15 protein-coding genes and 2 pseudogenes are annotated in these 16658 nt (G+C 68.1%); 11 read left to right on the top strand and 6 right to left on the bottom strand.

The window, feature by feature from the left end:
- Positions 1 to 662 precede the first annotated feature (662 nt).
- Both ACZ4WS_RS47225 and ACZ4WS_RS47220 read left to right on the top strand, forming a co-directional pair.
- A pseudogene (locus ACZ4WS_RS47225) lies at positions 663 to 812 on the top strand (IS5/IS1182 family transposase); the annotation flags it as partial.
- Positions 813 to 1217: 405 nt separating this feature from the next.
- Positions 1218 to 1370: pseudogene (locus tag ACZ4WS_RS47220) on the top strand (TetR family transcriptional regulator); the annotation flags it as partial.
- Positions 1371 to 1619: 249 nt separating this feature from the next.
- Here ACZ4WS_RS47220 and ACZ4WS_RS47215 read toward each other — a convergent pair.
- Positions 1620 to 2888, bottom strand: a complete 1269-nt coding sequence (locus ACZ4WS_RS47215) for an MFS transporter (RefSeq protein ID WP_467990312.1) — start codon at positions 2886 to 2888, stop codon at positions 1620 to 1622.
- A gap of 150 nt (positions 2889 to 3038) precedes the next feature.
- Between ACZ4WS_RS47215 and ACZ4WS_RS47210 the strand changes: the two genes are divergently transcribed.
- Positions 3039 to 3638 (top strand): IS66 family transposase, encoded by a 600-nt coding sequence (locus ACZ4WS_RS47210; protein WP_467990310.1) that lies wholly within the window; start codon positions 3039 to 3041, stop codon positions 3636 to 3638.
- Between the two features lie 332 nt (positions 3639 to 3970).
- Here the strand turns inward: ACZ4WS_RS47210 and ACZ4WS_RS47205 are convergent, their stop codons facing one another.
- Positions 3971 to 5017, bottom strand: coding sequence for a LacI family DNA-binding transcriptional regulator (locus ACZ4WS_RS47205; RefSeq protein WP_467990308.1), 1047 nt, complete (start codon positions 5015 to 5017; stop codon positions 3971 to 3973).
- A gap of 107 nt (positions 5018 to 5124) precedes the next feature.
- Between ACZ4WS_RS47205 and ACZ4WS_RS47200 the strand changes: the two genes are divergently transcribed.
- Genes ACZ4WS_RS47200 through ACZ4WS_RS47185 form a run of 4 tightly spaced genes read left to right on the top strand, consistent with a single transcriptional unit; the run spans position 5125 to position 9133 of the window.
- On the top strand, positions 5125 to 6303 hold the full coding sequence (locus ACZ4WS_RS47200) for a phytanoyl-CoA dioxygenase family protein (RefSeq protein ID WP_467990307.1): 1179 nt from the start codon (positions 5125 to 5127) through the stop codon (positions 6301 to 6303).
- Positions 6304 to 6319: 16 nt separating this feature from the next.
- Positions 6320 to 7081 carry an SDR family oxidoreductase gene (locus tag ACZ4WS_RS47195; protein WP_467990305.1) on the top strand — a complete coding sequence of 254 codons (762 nt, stop codon included), beginning with the start codon at positions 6320 to 6322 and terminating at the stop codon, positions 7079 to 7081.
- A 31-nt stretch (positions 7082 to 7112) separates the two neighbouring features.
- Positions 7113 to 8117, top strand: a complete 1005-nt coding sequence (locus tag ACZ4WS_RS47190; protein ID WP_467990303.1) for a Gfo/Idh/MocA family protein — start codon at positions 7113 to 7115, stop codon at positions 8115 to 8117.
- Positions 8114 to 9133: a Gfo/Idh/MocA family protein gene (locus ACZ4WS_RS47185; RefSeq protein ID WP_467990301.1), complete on the top strand. Its 1020-nt coding sequence runs from the start codon at positions 8114 to 8116 to the stop codon at positions 9131 to 9133. Before ACZ4WS_RS47190 ends, ACZ4WS_RS47185 begins: the two co-directional genes overlap by 4 nt.
- 63 nt (positions 9134 to 9196) lie before the next feature.
- Here ACZ4WS_RS47185 and ACZ4WS_RS47180 read toward each other — a convergent pair whose 3' ends face one another.
- From ACZ4WS_RS47180 to ACZ4WS_RS47165, 4 genes are read right to left on the bottom strand one after another with little or no spacing between them, the layout of a single operon-like run.
- Positions 9197 to 10216, bottom strand: a complete 1020-nt coding sequence (locus ACZ4WS_RS47180; RefSeq protein ID WP_467990299.1) for a Gfo/Idh/MocA family protein — start codon at positions 10214 to 10216, stop codon at positions 9197 to 9199.
- A 29-nt stretch (positions 10217 to 10245) separates the two neighbouring features.
- The gene (locus ACZ4WS_RS47175; protein WP_467990297.1) at positions 10246 to 11148 is read right to left on the bottom strand and encodes an ATP-binding cassette domain-containing protein; all 903 of its coding nucleotides are present in this window, start codon (positions 11146 to 11148) and stop codon (positions 10246 to 10248) included.
- Between the two features lie 5 nt (positions 11149 to 11153).
- Positions 11154 to 12233, bottom strand: a complete 1080-nt coding sequence (locus ACZ4WS_RS47170) for an ABC transporter permease (protein WP_467990295.1) — start codon at positions 12231 to 12233, stop codon at positions 11154 to 11156.
- The gene (locus tag ACZ4WS_RS47165) at positions 12233 to 13252 is read right to left on the bottom strand and encodes a sugar ABC transporter substrate-binding protein (RefSeq protein ID WP_467990292.1); all 1020 of its coding nucleotides are present in this window, start codon (positions 13250 to 13252) and stop codon (positions 12233 to 12235) included. Before ACZ4WS_RS47165 ends, ACZ4WS_RS47170 begins: the two co-directional genes overlap by 1 nt.
- Before the next feature lie 296 nt (positions 13253 to 13548).
- Here ACZ4WS_RS47165 and iolC point away from each other — a divergent pair, with 296 nt between their 5' ends.
- The 4 genes from iolC to ACZ4WS_RS47145 all read left to right on the top strand — a co-directional run.
- On the top strand, positions 13549 to 14511 hold the full coding sequence (gene iolC / locus ACZ4WS_RS47160; protein ID WP_467990289.1) for a 5-dehydro-2-deoxygluconokinase: 963 nt from the start codon (positions 13549 to 13551) through the stop codon (positions 14509 to 14511).
- 33 nt (positions 14512 to 14544) lie between these two features.
- A complete protein-coding gene (locus tag ACZ4WS_RS47155; protein ID WP_467990287.1) occupies positions 14545 to 15432 on the top strand; it encodes a Cgl0159 family (beta/alpha)8-fold protein in 888 nt (295 codons plus the stop codon).
- A 29-nt stretch (positions 15433 to 15461) separates the two neighbouring features.
- Positions 15462 to 16373, top strand: coding sequence for a 5-deoxy-glucuronate isomerase (iolB, locus tag ACZ4WS_RS47150; RefSeq protein ID WP_467990286.1), 912 nt, complete (start codon positions 15462 to 15464; stop codon positions 16371 to 16373).
- 31 nt (positions 16374 to 16404) lie between these two features.
- On the top strand, positions 16405 to 16658 hold a 254-nt coding region (locus ACZ4WS_RS47145), incomplete at its 3' end, for an aldehyde dehydrogenase family protein (protein WP_467990285.1).

Genomic DNA, 16658 nt, shown 5'->3' with positions numbered 1-16658 from the left:
GCTTGAGGCGTCACCTGAAATAACGACGCCAGTTGTGCGCCGACGCCTCGCCTCTGGTAAGGAAGACGCGCAGGTTTCACTCTCGCGGGACTCGACGTTGTACATGGCAACCGCATGGGGATGATTCGGACGGGCAGCGGCCTGGGCGTCGCTGCGGAAACGTTTGCCTTGTGGCCTCGTCCTGCCTCGACGGCGAGCAGCCGGGGGAGGACACGAAGCCTCGCGCGGGCGGCCGCCCCTTCACCTCCCCAGCCCTTGTGGCCCTCAGCCACACGGCCCCTCGACTGCACAACCCGTTACGTGTATCGAGCTGCCCAGCGTCGGCACCGGAACCGGCCCTGCGGCAACCGTGGACTACCTCCGGTGGGGCTGCATGCAGTGGTCCTTCAACGGCGTACGGATCACACAAACCGAAGTCGAACTCCTCGACGCCCCCTAAGAGGGCGTTTATCCAGCTCTATTTCGGTAAACACCTTATGGCGCTGCCCCTTTGGGAGATGGAATGCTCAGTGAGTACCTATTGCCACCTCCTGGTTCGCGCACCTCACTCTCCGTCTCATCCGCGTTCGATGTCCAGAGTCCGTCTGGTTTGAAAATGCTGCAGAATCGCCCGAGGAGCAGCGGAACAGTACCCTCCGGATTGTTCATGATCACGCTGTGCCGTGAGCCAGCAGAAGCCGGACCCCAGCGACCTGAGCGACGCCCGATGGGCCTTGATCGAGTCGGCGCTGACGGCCTGGAGAAAAGCTCGGCTCGACCGTAGACCGACCGGGCAACCGACCAAAGTCGAGTTGCGTGAGGCGTTCAACGCAACCCCCTCTTCGCGGCAGCGGTTCAACACCTCGTGCAGGTCGGGGGCTTGAGCGGCGAGGACGTCGATGGCCTCGTGCAGGTAGCGGTAGCCGGTGGCCTGCGAGACTCCGGCGTCCCTGGCCAGGCAGTGCACGCAGCCGCGCTCACGGAACCAGCGCAGCACCATGACCGCCTGCCGGAATGTGCCCAGGACCCGCGACCCACGGGGCGTGTTGAGGCGCCGGCGATGTGCGGCGAGCAACCGGGAGAGGTGCACCACGATGTGGCGCGGGACATCGAGCGTGGCAGCATAGGTGACCAACGTGAAGCCTTTGGTTCAGCGGACGATCTTGTGGTGAGAACCGTCCTACCAGGGGCTTTACGTGCATCCACCACCGGGCTCGTCGCGACCGATCCGACCATGGATGCGCGAATCAACCCGCTTTCATGAAGATCATCGCGGAGCGGTACTGGAAGCCGCCCTGCTCGAAGCCGCCTGGCAGGAACTGGTGGAGCACGGCTTCGCCACGTTCACCATGGACGCTGTCGTACGGCGAGCCGGAACCAGCCGCCCAGTGCCGTGAGCGGCGGATGGAAGCGTAGGAACTCCCATTCTCGCAGGTCAGCGGGCACCTCTTCTCATTTCGCCGTCCACAGGCCGACCGTTACGCGGTGGATCCAGGCTGAACAGCTGCCGCAGTGGCGCGATTCTTCCCATCCCGTTTGGCGCTGATCGTCGCGATGACAGCTCCGTCGCCGACTGGGAGCGACATGTCAACGAGCAACGCCCCTGCCATCGGGCAGGGCGTTGCTCGAGATGGTCTGTTTCAGGATGCCTTTTGGTCGGCGGGCTTCTCGATCTCGGTGGTCACCCGTGCCCCTCGGAAGAGCACCGGGAGCCACAGGAGACATGCCAGCAGGGGGACCGCGGCGTAGGTGGCCATGCCCACACTGGAGCCCATCCCGTCCATGAGCGCGCCGAGGACGAGATAGCCGATGCCGATGAGCGCCGACTCCACGAATGCGATCATCGACAGCAGGCTCGCCCGGTGGCGCGACGGCACGGCCTCGTTGAACACGTTGTCCACGATCACGGCGGTGATCTCGGGAATCCCGACCAGGGCCAGGAACGCGGCGATGGTGACCCAGACAAGGCCGAGGCCGCTCAGGCCGAGTGCCGCGGCGAGCGTCAGGAGGGACACCGGGACGATGACCCGATACCCGATGCGCCGGTCCGCGCGGTCCGACAGCAGCGGAGTGAGCCCGCCAGCGAAGAATCCCGCCGATATGACCACGCTGACCAATGCGGTGCCCGCTCCCTGATCGGAGAGGGTCTTCTGCGCAAAGATGATGTACGGCGTCAAAGTCGCATGCATCAATCCGGACACCACGACAAGCGTCACGAGCGCCGGCGTGGCGACCCGAAGCATCGCCCGCCATGCTGTGGCGTCGCCGTGCTCCTCGGCTCCGTCCTGCTCGTCCACCGCGTCCGCGCCGCGGATCTCGGGCACCCGTGACATCAGCACCACCACGGCCAGGGCGAGGCACGCCGCCGAACCGACGTAGACGACTCCCCAGGAGATCTGCTGCAGTTGGCCGCCGAGGACGATGGCGGCTCCCGAGGTGACCGTCCCGAGCATGGTGAACCGGGACTTGATCTTGACGTAGTTGGCCGTTGCACCACGACGCACGAGCAGGTCGTACAGCAGGGCGGTGTCCGAGCCGGACACACATGCCATGCCCACGCCCTGCCCCATGAACAGCGCCAGGAACACCCAGTAGTTGGAGAACGTCCCCTGGCCGAGCAGACATCCAGCTATCAGCATCTGGCCGATCACGATGCTGGCACGCCTGCCGATTCGGTCGGCGATGACTCCCGTCGGCAACTCCGCAAGTCCGCTGACCAGGTAGAGCAGTGTCTGCAGTAGGGCCACTTGCTCGGCGGAGAAGCCTCGCTGCTGAAGGAAGAGGACGAATACGCCGCGCTGGAACAGCGTGTTGGAGAGCATGGCGTATACGTAGAACGGGCGCGTGACACTTCGTGCTGCATCGTCGACTGCAGCCGACCCGCCAAGGGCCTCCGTGGTGCCGGTCATGCTGCGGGCTCCCCCTGGTGACTCCGGTGATCATTAGTGTTGGGCCTCCGCCGCCGACCGGAACCTCCAGTCCATACTTCGCGCAGGATATTGGGCCGGCCATCCGGGAACCGTTGCCAGCGCCGCGGCCATCTTCGGTGGAGGTGTCAAATGCTGGGAACAGTAGCGTGCATCTTCTGGAAGCGGTTGCGTACATCTCGGCTACGGAACCGCCGGCGCGCTGCGCAACGCGCATATCCTGCGCGACCTGGACGGCGTCCACCATGGCGACCCCACCGGCCAGCAATGGGCGAAAGCCGCCATCGACGCCCTCACCGCCGCCAACGAGGCCGCGCATGCGGCCGCGAGGCCGGGCGAGACGCACTGACCAGCGAAGAAGTCGCCGCTCTGGAAGCACAGTTCGACCGGGCGGTCCGGGTCGGACGCTCTGCCAATCCCGACCCGCCACCGACATTGAAGAAGACCTTCGCCCGGCAACTCCTCGACCGCCTGGTCCGCCGCCGCGAGGACATCCTGCGCTTCCTGCACGACCTGACGGTGCCCTTCACCAACAACCAGGCCGAGCAGGACATCCGCATGGCGAAGGTCCAGATGAAGGTCTCCGGTGGCTGGCGCACCCTCGACGGCGCCAACCGATGGCTGCTGGTGCGCTCCTTCCCCTCCACAGCCCGCAAGCACGGCCTCAACCCCATGACCGTCCTGCGCGACCTCTTCGCTGGAAACGTCTGGCTGCCGCCCGCTCACACGTAATCAAGCACCCGAGCAGTCACCCTCGATCCACCGCGTGACTCCGGTGATCCTTTTCGGCCGGTTTTCCGGTGACTTCTCCGGTCCGAGGCAGCGCGAGTCGCCGGGTGGCCGTCCGGGCGGGGTCTCCGAGATCTTTCGGGTCGTGGGCGGTCAGGTGGCCGCCTCCGGCGAGCCGTGTCTCACCCGGTCAATACATCGACCATCAATTTGGGTTAAACTCCTCAATCCTGTCCATTTCGCGTCAGTTGTCACTGTCTCCATGTATACGAGTAACGACGCTCGACGGATTGATCAGTGCGGCGTTCGCCCAAGCTCAAGAACACGCAGCGGATTCAGACTACGACCGGCATGGACGGGGCCCCTGGCGGCATATTGAACGGCGTGACCACCTGAATCGCCGAGGGCAGTGAAAGGCCGTCGTCGGGGAGCGCCTTGTGGGCGCGCATGATGATCTGGCAGGCGCGGCGCATGTCCTGGCGCAGGTCGTGGTGGAGGACCGCGGACAGGCGGCGCTCGCGCAGCAGCCGGGTGTTGTCGTGGTCGAGGTCGTGGGCGATGAACACCGCGCACTCCCGCCCGAGCGCCTCGAAGGCGTCGAGGGTCGCGAGGTTGCCCCCGCCCGCGGAGTAGACGCCGATGATGTCCTCGTCGCGATTGAGTGCCTCCACAACGAGATCGCGCTGGGTGGCGTCGAGGCCGTCACTGTCGGTGACCTCGACGAGGGACCGTCTGGGGTGGGCGAGACGCATCGCGCTGCGGAAGCCCATCTCGCGCTCCTCCTCGCCACGGAAGGAGCCCCGGCTGATGGTGGTGAGCACATTGCCGGGCCGGTTGCCGAGCCACTGCCCGAGCAGGTAGGCGGCGGTGGCGCCCGCCGCGCGGTTGTCGATCCCGACGTACGCCAGTCGCGCACTGTGCGGCAGGTCGGTCACCAGGGTGACGACAGGGATACCGGCCGCGATCAGTCGCCCGACCGCGGCACCGATCTCCGGCTCGTCGGGGGCCTTGAGGATCACGCCCTGCGAACCCCGCTTGGCGATCTTGTCCAGGGTACCGATGAGCTCGTCAGGAGGGCAGGTCTCGCGGAAGTGGAAGCGCGAGCGGACAAGAGCGGGATGCAGGGACGGCAGTTCCGCCTCGAGCGCGTCACGTACGGCGGTGGAGAACCGCTCCGGGGTCTGCATCACGATGTCGATCATGAAGGTGCGGCCGCCGATGCGGACCTGGCTCTGTTGGCGGTCCAGGTCCTTGATGGCTTCGTGCACCTCCCTGATGGTGCTCTCCGTCACGTTGCCCCGGTCGTTGAGGACGCGGTCGACGGTGGCCGTGCTCAGTCCGGCCTGGCGGGCGATTTCCCTGATCGGGTAGGGGTGTCGCATGACTGATCCCAAGGCTGATGATGGATTTTTGATGTACTGATAAGCATTGAATGATGGGTTCGGGTTCTCAAGACTGGCAGAAATACACGGACTGCGAAAGGACCCGGATGTCTCCCATAGCCGCGGGAGCGCGGACTTGGTTGACCGAAGCGGACTGCGATCTCGACGTGTTCCGCTCGCTCGTGGAGCAGCGCACCGACCCCGCCGACCACCCCTCGGCCGAGCGGATCGAGCAGAACGTCCCGCTCTACGACAGCGATCGGCTCCGCTCTCTGACGACCTCCCCGGAGGGCCGTCGGAGCGTGCAGGACGAGTTGGTCCGGGCTCTGCTGGACGGGCCCGGCATCGTGGTCCTCAAGCGCGCCTTCACCGACGCGGCCGTCGTGGACGCGGCGTCCGAGGCCTTCCACGCGCTGATCGAGGAGGAGCGTGCCACCGGCGCGGCTCGCGGCGACCACTTCGCCAAGCCCGGCGCGAACGACCGCGTCTGGAACGCCCTGGACAAGGTGGCCGTACGCGCACCCGAGGTGTTCGCCGACTACTACGCCAACGACATGCTGGCCTTGATCTCCGAGGCCTGGCTCGGCCCCGCCTACCAGGTGACCTCCCAGGTCAACGTGGTCAACCCAGGCGGCGCGGCGCAGAACGTCCACCGTGACTACCACCTCGGCTTCCTCTCCCAGGAGCGCGCCGCGACCTACCCGGCCCACGTCCACCGCCTCTCGCCGGTGCTCACACTGCAGAGTGCGGTGGCCCACTGCGACATGCCCGTCGAGTCCGGCCCGACGCTGTACCTGCCGCACTCGCAGAAGTACGAGCCCGGCTACCTCGCCTGGCGACTCCCTCAGTTCGTCGACTACTTCGACGCCCACCACGTCCAACTCCCGCTGGACAAGGGCGACGCGGTCTTCTTCAACCCGGCGCTCTTCCACGCCGCCGGGCACAACCGCTCCACGGGCATCCGGCGCATGGCCAACCTGCTGCAGATCTCCTCCGCCTTCGGCCGTGCCATGGAGACGGTGGACCGCGAGGCGATGGCCAACGCCCTTTTCCCGGTACTGCTGCGCCGCAAGGCCGAGGGCGCCTTGGAGGACTGGCTGCGCCGCGTGGTCGCGGCCACCGCCGAGGGCTACCCCTTCCCCACCAACCTCGACCTCGACCCGCCGGTCGGGGGTCTCGCACCGCCCTCCCAAGCGGACACCGTCTGGCAGGCCGTCGCCGAGAGCTGGGACCCCGAGCGGCTGCGCCAGGAACTGCAGGCGGCTGCCAAGCGCCGCCAGAGCTGAAAGGGACACTGCACTCATGGGACTACTTGAGGACAAGGTCGTCCTCGTCAACGGCGGCAGCCAGGGCGTCGGCGCCGGAATCGTACGGGCGGCCGCACGGGAGGGCGCGATCGTCGTCTTCACCGGCCGCCGGACCGAGGTCGGCGAGAAGCTCGCCGCGGACACAGGCGCGCGCTTCGTGCGGGCGGACCTCTCCGATCCGGCGCAGGCGCGCGACAGCGCCGTACAGACCATCGACGCTCACGGGCGCATCGACTGCCTGGTCAACGCGGCCGGGCTGACGTCGCGCGGCTCGCTGCTGGACACCACACCGGAACTGTTCGACCAGCACATGGCGATCAATCTGCGCGCGCCGTTCTTCGCGATGCAGGCGGCGGTGGCCGACATGACAGCCCGCAAGGCGCCGGGCACCATCGTCAACATCATCTCCAACTGCGCGCACGGCGGGCCGCCCCACCTGGCGCCGTACTCCGCTGCCAAGGCCGGTCTGGCCGGTCTGACGCGCAACGCCGCCCACGCGCACCGTTGGGACCGCATCCGGATCAACGGCCTCAACATCGGCTGGACGGACACCGAGGGCGAGGACGCCACGCAGCGCGCCTTCCACGACGCGGGCGACGACTGGCGGGAGAAGGCCGCCCAGTCGCAGCCCATGGGCAAGCTCGGGCAGGTCGACGAGATCGCCGACTTCGTCGTCTTCCTGCTCTCCGACCGCAGCGGAGTGGTGACCGGGTCGGTCATCGACTGGGACCAGATCGTCTTCGGCGGCCAGGACTGAGCCGCCTTCGGGCTGAAGGAGCAAGATTCTCATGCGTATAGGCATCATGGGGTTGGGCCGCATCGGCAGCCTCCACACGGAGACCCTGTCCGGGCTGGACACGGTGGACTCCCTGGTGGTCACCGACCCGGTGGCCGCGGCCGTCGCCACGGCCACCGAACGCTTCGGGGCCACCGCGGTGGACTCCCCCGAAGCCGTGCTCGCCGCCGGCGTCGACGGCGTCGTGATCGCCGCCGCGACCGACGCGCACCCCCAGCTCATCCTCGCCGCCGTGAAGGCGGGCATCCCCGTCTTCTGCGAGAAGCCCGTGGCACGCGGGGTCGAGGAGAGCCTGGAGGTGCTGCGTGCGGTGGAGGGCAGCGGCGTCGAGGTGCACATCGGGTACAACAGACGCTTCGACGCGGGCTGTGTGGCCGCACGCCGGGCCGTGGTGAGCGGTGAGCTCGGCGACCTGCACACCGTACGGTCCACCACCCTCGACCCCGCCCCGCCGCCGCCCGCCTACGTGGCCGTCTCCGGCGGCATCTTCCGCGACTGCAGCGTGCACGACTTCGACATCGTGCGCTGGGTGACCGGCCGCGAGGTGGTCGAGGTGTACGCGACCGGCGGCAATCGGGGCGCGGCGTACATCCGTGAGGCGGGCGACGTCGACACGGCGTCCGCCCTGCTCACCCTCGACGACGGCGCCATCGCCGTCATCTCCAACTCCCGTCACAACGCCCGCGGTTACGACGTGCGCCTGGAGCTGCACGGCATGAAGGACAGCATCGCGGTCGGCCTGGAGGACAAGCTGCCGCTGCGCTCCGTCGAACCGGGCGCCACCTTCCCGGCGGGCACCCCGCACCACTTCTTCATGGACCGCTTCACCGCCGCCTACCGCGCCGAACTCACCGCGTTCACCGAGGTCGTCGCAGGCACCCGTACCTCCCCGTGCACGGTCGCGGACGCCATCGAGGCGAGCTGGATCGCCGAGGCGTGCACCCTGTCGCTCCATGAGCACCGGCCCGTACGGCTCGACGAGGTGCGCAACGGATGACGAACGAGCCCCTGCGGATCGGCGTCCTGGGCGCGGCCCGGATCGCCGAGCTGTCGATCGTCGGGCCGGCCCGTGCCAGCGGCCACCGCCTTGTCGCGGTGGCCGCCCGCGACCGGGACCGGGCCGAGGCCTTCGCCGCCACGCACAGCGTGGAGCGTGTGGTCGGCTCCTACGCCGACCTTGTCGCCGACCCGGAGATCGAGGTCGTCTACAACCCGTTGGCCAACAGCCTGCACGGGCCGTGGAACCTGGCCGCTCTTCAGGCCGGCAAGCACGTCCTCACCGAAAAGCCGTCCGCGAGCAACGCGGCGGAGGCGGCCGAGGTCCACGAGGCCGTCGCCAAGGCGGGCACGGTGTTCATGGAGGGCTTCCACTACCTGTTCCACCCGGTCACCCTGCGCCTGCACGAGCTGCTGGACAGCGGGGAGTTGGGCGATCTCCGGCACGTCGAGACCATGGTCGCCATGCCCGCGCCACCGGACAGCGACGTACGGTGGTCGCTCCCGCTGGCGGGCGGCGCGCTGATGGACCTCGGGTGCTACAGCCTGCACGCCCAGCGCATGCTCGCGCCCTGGGCAGGTGGGGCGCCCCGGCTGGTCGCCGCGCGCGGCGGTGAGAAGGCTCAGGGCGCGGGAGTCGACGAGTGGCTGGACGCCGATCTGGAGTTCCCGGGCGGCGCCACGGGTAGCGCCCGTTGCCACATGTCTCACGACACCTGGCAGATGAGCTGCCGCGTCGTGGGCTCGCGCGGCGAAGCCACGGTGGTGAACTTCGTACAGCCCCACCTGGACGACCGGGTCGTCGTGCGTACGGCCGCCGGTGAGCGCACCGAGGAACTCGGCCGCCGGTCCTCGTACACCTACCAGCTCGAGGCCTTCGCCGCCCACTTGCGGCACGGCGCACCGCTGGTGCTCGACGCCGACGACGCGCTGACCACCATGCGGCTCATCGACGCCTGCTATCGGGCGGCCGGATTCCCGGTCCGGCCACGTACGGTCCTTCCGGCCAAGGCATAACGAAGAGCGAACGGGAGAGGGCGGTACCGGACCGGTACCGCCCTCTCCCGTTCTGTGTGCGGCCTACCGGTAGAAGGCAGGCCGCTCGATCAGCTCGACCTCGACGCGCCGCCCCTCCCGCTGGGACAGCACGCCCGCCTCGCACACGGCTGCGGCCGCGTAGCCGTCCCAGGCGCTGGGGCCGGTGATCCCGCCCCGTCGGGCGGCGTCCACCCAGCCCTGGACCTCACGGTCGTAGGCGTCCTCGAACCGCTCGACGTAGTCCGGCGTGATACGTCCACCCCAGCGGCCGGCAGCGCTCAGCCGCGGCCCGTGCTCGTCACCGATGCGCACGGTGCCCCGCTCGCAGACCGCTTCGGCGTGCACCTGGTAGCCGTATCCGCAATGACCAAAGATTTCGACGTCGACAAGAGCCCCGAACTCGGTTTCGAGCAACACGAATTGAGGGTCGTTCATACCAGCCGGAGCATGCGACGTCGGGGCCGGCTTGTGCACGGTGACTGCTGTGATCTCCTGGTCGAGGAGCCAGCGTGTCACGTCCATCTCGTGGACCACCGAGTCGTTGATGAGCATCTCGTTGGTGAACCACGGCGGCATGGACAGGTTCCGGTGCCGATGGTGCAGCATCAGTGCCCTGCCCAGCTCCCCGCCGTCGAGGAGCTGCTTGAGCTTTGTGTACTCGGCGTCGTAGCGCCGCATGAAGCCCACCTGGATACGCCGGTGCCCGAGCCGCTGTTCCGCCTCCAGGACGCGAAGGGCGGAGGCCGCATCGGGGGTGAGCGGCTTCTCGCACAGGACCGGCAGGTCACGGCCGAGGGCTTCGAGCAGGGCCGCCTCGTGGGCGGGCCCCGGGGAAGCGATGAGGACGGCGTCGACGTCCTGAGCCGCCATGGCCGCCGCGGGTTCGGTGTACGCCGTGCAGCCCTCGATGGCGTCCGCGAGCGTCTTGACGCGCTCCGCCTCGATGTCGACGACGGCTGTCACGCGTGCCCCGCTGACGACGTCGTGGAGTCTGCGCACATGATCCGCGCCCATCTTGCCGGTGCCGACGACGGCAACACCCAGTGCTCGCTGAGGTGGCATGTTCGTGATGTCTCCGGTGCTGGTGAGGGTCAGTTGGCCTGGGGGACGCCGACCTGAAGGGCGTCCTCTTCGGGAAGTTCCTCGACGTCGACGCCGCGGACCTGGGCCAGCTCGTGTTTGAGTGCGGCGAGTTCGGTGCCGCCGGCCATGTGGTTGGTCAGCTCTTCGAGAGAGATCTCGCTGCGCTCCGCGGATAGTTCGAGGGTGCCCAGGCGCAGGACGCTGAAGTGGTCGCCGACCATGTAGGCGTGGTGCGGGTTGTGGGTGATGAAGATGACGCCCAGGCCGCGCTCGCGGGCCGCGGCGACGTACTTGAGCACGACACCGGACTGCTTGACGCCCAGGGCGGCGGTCGGCTCGTCCAGGATGAGGACGCGGGCGCCGAAGTAGACGGCGCGGGCGATGGCGACGCACTGGCGCTGGCCGCCGGAGAGGGTGCCGATGGGCTGTTCCAGGTCGTCCAGGACGATGCCCATGTTGCGCAGCTCCTCGTCCGCCGTCTTCTTCATCTTCTCGATGTCGAGGCGGCGGATCGGCCAGGGGCCCTTGGTCATCTCGGAGCCGAGGAAGAAGTTGCGCCACACCGGCATCAGGGGCACGGTGGCCAGGTCCTGGTAGACGGTGGCGATGCCGCGGTCGAGGGCCTGACGCGGGGTGGAGAAGTGCACCGGCTCGCCGTCGACGAGGAACTCGCCCTCGGTGTGCTGGTGCAGCCCCGAGATGATTTTGATGAGGGTGGACTTGCCGGCGCCGTTGTCGCCCAGGACGCAGGTGACCTGGCTGGGGCGGACGGCGAGGTCGACGCCGTGCAGGGCACGGATGTTGCCGTAGGACTTGCCGGCGTTGCGGAGTTGGACGATGGGACGGTCCTCGCCCTCGGGCGCGGTGTCCTGGATGATGGCGCCGTGGGTGCCGGCTTTATTGCTGGTCATGAAGGTCACCTCCGGGTCGCTGTGCGCTGGACCCACAGATTGATGAGGACGGCGCCGAGCAGCATCACGCCGAGGAACGCCTTGAACCAGTCGGGGTTCCAGCCGGCGTAGACGATGCCCTGCTGCACCATGCCGAACATGAACGCGCCGAAGACCGGGCCGATCGCCGAACCCGCGCCGCCGGTCAGCAGACAGCCGCCGATCACCGCCGCGGAGATGTAGATCAGCTCCTGGCCGACGCCCTCGCCCGACTGCACGGTGTTGAAGGAGAACAGCTGGTGCATGCCGACGAACCAGGCGCCGAAGCCGACCAGCATGAACAGCGAGATCTTGGTGAAGGCGACCGGGACACCGACGGCCCGCGCGGACTCCTTGTTGCCGCCGACCGCGAAAATCCAGTTGCCGTACCTGGTGCGCAGCAGGACCCAGGTGGCGATGGCCGCGAAGACCAGCCACCAGATCACGGTGATCTTCACCTGGACGCCTCCGACGTCGAAGGACGAGGCGAAGACCTTCTTGGCCTGGTCGAAGCCGTCCATATCGCTGATGTCGTCGGTCGCCACATTGCCGGTGACCAGCTTGGTGACGGCGAGGTTCACGCCCTGCAGGATCAGGAAGCTGCCCAGGGTGATCAGGAAGCTCGGCAGCCCGGTCTTGACCACCAGCCAGCCGTTCAGGAAGCCGACCGCCAGCGACACCAGGAGCGCGACGATCACGCCCACCCAGACGTTCATGCTCAGTTGGTAGCTGAGCATGGCCGCGGTGAGCGCAGAGGTGATCACCGCGACGCCGGCCGACAGGTCGAACTCGCCACCGATCATCAGTAGAGCCACGGGCAGCGCCATGATGCCGATGGTCGACGACTGGTAGAGCACCGTCGCCATCGAACTGCCGTCACGGACCGCCGGCGCTGCGGCGAAGAAGAAGACGTACACCGCGACGGCGCCGAGGAAGACGCCTACCTCCGGGCGGGCCAACAGGCGTATGGCCAGCGGCCGTTCAGAGGTTCGCCCGTCCTTCTGAGGGGCCGGCGGAGCCGGCGACGGGGAGCCCGTCGCCGGTGCCGTGGTCTGGGTCATGGTCATCACCGGGTTCCCTTCGCCGCGAACTGGGCGATCTTGTCGACGTTGGACTTGTCGACGAAGGCCGGCCCGGTCAGCACGGGTGCCTCGCCGCCGCCGCTGTAGTTGCCGTTCGTCTTGTAGAGCCACAGGGAGTCGACCGACAGGTAGCCCTGGAGGTAGGGCTGCTGGTCGATGGCCCACTGGATCTTGCCGGACTTGATGGCGCCGACCGCGTCCTTGTTGAGGTCGAACGTGGCGAGCTTGGCCTTGCTGCCGGCATCGGCGATGGACTGGATGGCGGTCATCGCGAACGGGGCGCCGAGCGTCGTCACATAGTCGATGGAGTTGTCCTGCTTGAGCTTGGCGGTGATCGTCGACTTCACCGACGGCATGTCGGTGCCGTTGACGTAGAGGATGTCGGTCTTGCCGGAGAACGTCTTCTTCACGCCGGCACAGCGGGCCTCCAGGGCCACCTGCCCCTGTTCCATGATCACGCAGACGGTGTGCTTGGCGCCGGCCTCGTTGAGCCTGCGGCCGAACGCCTCGCCGGCGATGCTCTCGTCCTGGCCGAAGTACTCGAGCAGGCCCTGCTGCTTCCAGTCCTGCACGCCGGTGTTGAAGCCGACGACGGGGATGCCGGCCTTCTCGGCCTGGGCGACCACGGCCTTCATGGCGTCCGGCTTGGCGAGAGTGACAGCGATGCCGTCGACCTTCTGGTCGATGGCGTTCTGGACCAGGTTCGACTGGTTGGGGCCGTTGGGGTCGCTGGAGTAGACGAGCTTGACGTTGTCCTTGGCGGCGGCGGCCTGGGCACCCTTGCGGATCGTGTCCCAGAAGGTGTCGCCAGGGGCCGCGTGCGTGATCATCGCGATCGTCATGCGGGGAGTGTTGGCCTTGCCGGCCGAGACATCGTTCCCGCTCTCGTCGGCCTTCTTTCCTCCGGAGCTGCTGGAGCATCCGGCCACAAGCAGTGCGGCGGCTGCCGCCGCTGCCACGACGGGGACGATTCTGCGGGAGCGGGGGTGGGACGAACGATCCATCTTTCCGGCACCTCACTGTGCTGCAGGGGAAAGGGAGAAGCGGCTGATCGAGCGAACACGCGGATCACATGCCGTTAACACGGCTGTTGCCTATGACGAGATAGAACCGTCACGCCACCCTGAGGTCAACGTTTGTAATGACATCATTTTTCCATCAAGGCAAGATGTCAGAACAATTACTTGACGCTGGTTGCGAGTGACCTCTACACCTGAAATGGCCGGGCATCCCCGGCCCTTTCCCTTCGCCTTCCTGACCGCGACGGGGAGACGCGTGCCCGCATTCAGGAGATCCGCGAATGAACGCTTCCTTTGATGTAATAACCATGGGTCGAACGGGAGTCGACATATATCCCCTACAGACCGGCGTCCCCCTGGAAAGGGTCGAGAGCTTCGGCAAGTTCCTGGGCGGCTCCGCCACCAATGTCGCGGTCGCCGCAGCCCGTCTCGGACGTTCCACCGGCGTGATCACCCGAACCGGGCAGGACCCGTTCGGCAGGTATGTGCACGAGGCGCTCAAGGGGTTCGGGGTCGACGACCGCTGGGTGTCGCCCGTGGCCGGCCACCCGACGCCCGTCACCTTCTGCGAGATCTTCCCCCCGGACGACTTCCCCCTGTACTTCTACCGGCGGCCCAAGGCCCCCGACCTGGAGATCAGGACCGAGGAGCTCGACCTGGACGCCATCCGGAGCACTCTCGTCTTCTGGATCACCGGCACCGGCCTGAGCGAGGAGCCCAGCCGCTCCGCCACGCTGGCCGCCCTCGAAGCACGGGCCAAGCGGGGCATCACCGTCTTCGACCTCGACTGGCGCCCGGAGCTTTGGAATGACACAGCCTGGAAGGATCCGTCGGAGGCCCGTCCGTACTATGCCGAGGCGCTCCGGCACACCACCGTCGCCGTCGGCAACCTCGACGAGTGCGAGGTCGCGACCGGCGTGCGCGAGCCTCGCGCTTGCGCTCAGGCGCTCCTTGACGCCGGCGTGGAGCTGGCCGTGGTGAAGCAGGGCCCCAAGGGCGTGCTCGCCGTGCACCGCGACGGCACGGTCGCCGAGGTACCGCCCACGCCCGTCGAGGTCGTCAATGGACTGGGGGCCGGCGACGCGTTCGGCGGTTCGCTCTGCCACGGCCTCCTGGCGGGCTGGGACCTGGAACAGATCATGCGGTACGCGAACGCGGCCGGCGCCCTCGTCGCCTCACGGCTCGCCTGCTCCTCCGCGATGCCCACCCAAAACGAGCTGCGCGACTTCCTCGCCCGCCGCTGACCGCCCACACGCCTCATCGAAAGAGGTCATCCCATGAACATCGGCGTCACCGATCTCCCGGCGATCCGGGCACGGCACCCAGAGGCCATCGCCGAGGCCGCCGCCCGCCGCACGCGCCGCCCCCTGCTCAGTACGAGCGGCCGCCTGATGATCATCGCCGCCGATCACCCGGCCCGCGGCGCCCTGGCAGCAGGCGGACAGCCGTACGCCATGGCACGGCGCGCCGACCTCCTGGAGCGCCTGTGCACCGCGCTGTCGAGACCCGGCGTCGACGGAGTACTCGGCACCGCCGACATCCTCGAAGACCTGCTGCTCCTCGGCGCCCTCGAGGGCAAGGTGGCGATGGGATCGATGAACCGGGGCGGCCTGGCGGGCGCCTCCTTCGAACTCGACGACCGCTTCACCGGCCACCGGCCCGAGGACCTCGCCCGGCTGCGCTTCGACGCAGGCAAGCTGCTGCTGCGCATCGACTACCGGGACGCCGGATCGCTCACCACGCTGGAGTCCACCGCCCAGGCCGTCCACGCGATGGCCGAGCGTCGACTCCCGCTGTTCATCGAGCCGTTCATCTCCCGGCGGATCGACGGGCGCGTCAGGAACGACCTGAGCGCGGATGCGGTCACCCGCTCCATCGCCATCGCCTCCGGCCTCGGCGGCACCTCTGCCTACACCTGGCTCAAGCTCCCCGTGACCGACAACTCCGACGACATGGCGCAGGCCGTGGAGGCGTCCACGCTGCCCGCCGTCCTGCTGGGCGGCGACGTCGGACCGTCCGCCGAGGAGCAGGAGGCCGCGTACGAGAAGTGGCGCAAGGCCCTCCAACTCCCCACCGTGCACGGCCTGGTCGTCGGCCGCTCGCTGCTCTACCCCGCCTCCGGAAGCGTGGAGGACGCGGTCGACACGGCCGTGGGTCTGCTGTGAGCGAGCACTGCCCGAAGGAGGCTCACGCCGTGCCCCGTCCGCCCGAGCCGCAGGGCCAGGACCACCGGTGTCACCTGCCCGCGGGCAAGACCGCAAGCGGCTTGTACGCCGTTGACGTCACGCCCCGGACCGCCGGCTGGGAGTTCTCCAGTCTGCGCGTCCTCGACCTGCCGCCCGACGGTTGGCACGACTTCGACACCGGGGACAGCGAGTGGATCGTCCTACCGTTGTCCGGCTCCTGCACGGTCGCCGTCGGTGGCCAGACGTTCCGGCTGACCGGACGGGAGAGCGTCTTCACCGGCGTCACCGACTTCGTGTACACCCCACGCGACGCCCACGTCTCCCTCGCCACCCGGGGCGGCGGCCGCTTCGCCCTCGCCGGAGCACGCTGCGACCGGCCTCTACCCGCCCGCTACCAGCCCGCACCGGCCGTTCCCGTCGAACTGCGCGGCAGCGGCCAGTACAGCCGACAGGTCAACAACTTCGCTGCCGCAGGGGCCTTCGAGTGCGACAGGCTCATCGCCGTCGAAGTCCTGACGCCGGGCGGCAACTGGTCCTCCTTCCCGCCGCACAAGCACGACGAGGACCGTCCGGGCGAGAGCCGGCTGGAGGAGATCTACTACTTCGAGATCGCCGGTGACAACGGCCTCGGCTACCAGCGGGTCTCCCCCTCCGGCAACGGCCGCAACACCGATCTCCTGGCCGAAGTCCGCGACGGCGACATCGTGCTCGTGCCCGACGGTTGGCACGGTCCCTCCGTCGCCGCGCCCGGCCACGACATGTACTACCTCAACGTCATGGCCGGCCCCGGCGTGGACCGCGCCTGGCTGATCTGCGACCACCCCGACCACGCCGGGGTTCGCGACACCTGGGACGGCCGGCCGGTCGACCCTCGCCTGCCTCTCTACACCGCACTCGACAGTCGCCGCGACCACGCCTGAGTCCGGCCGTCCGAAAGGAAACCCGTACCCGATGAAGAGCCTCCACCACTGGATCAACGGCAAGCCCAGCGAGGGTTCGTCCGAGCGCTACGGCCCCGTCCACAACCCAGCCACGGGCGACCAGGAGAAGCAGGTCCCCTTCGCCTCCGTCGACGAGGTGGACGCGGCGGTCGCCGCCGCGAAGGACGCCTACGCGACCTGGGGCCAGTCCTCGCTGGCCAAGCGGACCACGATCCTCTTCAAGTTCCGCGCGCTGCTGGACGCCAACCGTGACTCGATCGCCGA

The organism is Streptomyces sp. NPDC029292, from assembly GCF_055569295.1.
Note: the sequence above shows the minus strand (reverse complement) of the source record. Positions and strands in the feature narration are given on the sequence as shown.

Excerpts from the sequence above, each read along its gene's own strand:
- ACZ4WS_RS47205 (WP_467990308.1), bottom strand. The coding sequence starts at position 5,017 with ATGCGACACCCCTACCCGATCAGGGAAATCGCCCGCCAGGCCGGACTG.
- ACZ4WS_RS47215 (WP_467990312.1), bottom strand. The coding sequence starts at position 2,888 with ATGACCGGCACCACGGAGGCCCTTGGCGGGTCGGCTGCAGTCGACGAT.
- ACZ4WS_RS47180 (WP_467990299.1), bottom strand. The coding sequence starts at position 10,216 with ATGCCACCTCAGCGAGCACTGGGTGTTGCCGTCGTCGGCACCGGCAAG.
- ACZ4WS_RS47175 (WP_467990297.1), bottom strand. The coding sequence starts at position 11,148 with ATGACCAGCAATAAAGCCGGCACCCACGGCGCCATCATCCAGGACACC.
- ACZ4WS_RS47185 (WP_467990301.1), top strand. The coding sequence starts at position 8,114 with ATGACGAACGAGCCCCTGCGGATCGGCGTCCTGGGCGCGGCCCGGATC.
- ACZ4WS_RS47155 (WP_467990287.1), top strand. The coding sequence starts at position 14,545 with ATGAACATCGGCGTCACCGATCTCCCGGCGATCCGGGCACGGCACCCA.
- ACZ4WS_RS47190 (WP_467990303.1), top strand. The coding sequence starts at position 7,113 with ATGCGTATAGGCATCATGGGGTTGGGCCGCATCGGCAGCCTCCACACG.
- ACZ4WS_RS47200 (WP_467990307.1), top strand. The coding sequence starts at position 5,125 with ATGTCTCCCATAGCCGCGGGAGCGCGGACTTGGTTGACCGAAGCGGAC.
- iolC (WP_467990289.1), top strand. The coding sequence starts at position 13,549 with ATGAACGCTTCCTTTGATGTAATAACCATGGGTCGAACGGGAGTCGAC.
- ACZ4WS_RS47170 (WP_467990295.1), bottom strand. The coding sequence starts at position 12,233 with ATGACCATGACCCAGACCACGGCACCGGCGACGGGCTCCCCGTCGCCG.
- ACZ4WS_RS47165 (WP_467990292.1), bottom strand. The coding sequence starts at position 13,252 with ATGGATCGTTCGTCCCACCCCCGCTCCCGCAGAATCGTCCCCGTCGTG.
- ACZ4WS_RS47210 (WP_467990310.1), top strand. The coding sequence starts at position 3,039 with ATGCTGGGAACAGTAGCGTGCATCTTCTGGAAGCGGTTGCGTACATCT.
- ACZ4WS_RS47195 (WP_467990305.1), top strand. The coding sequence starts at position 6,320 with ATGGGACTACTTGAGGACAAGGTCGTCCTCGTCAACGGCGGCAGCCAG.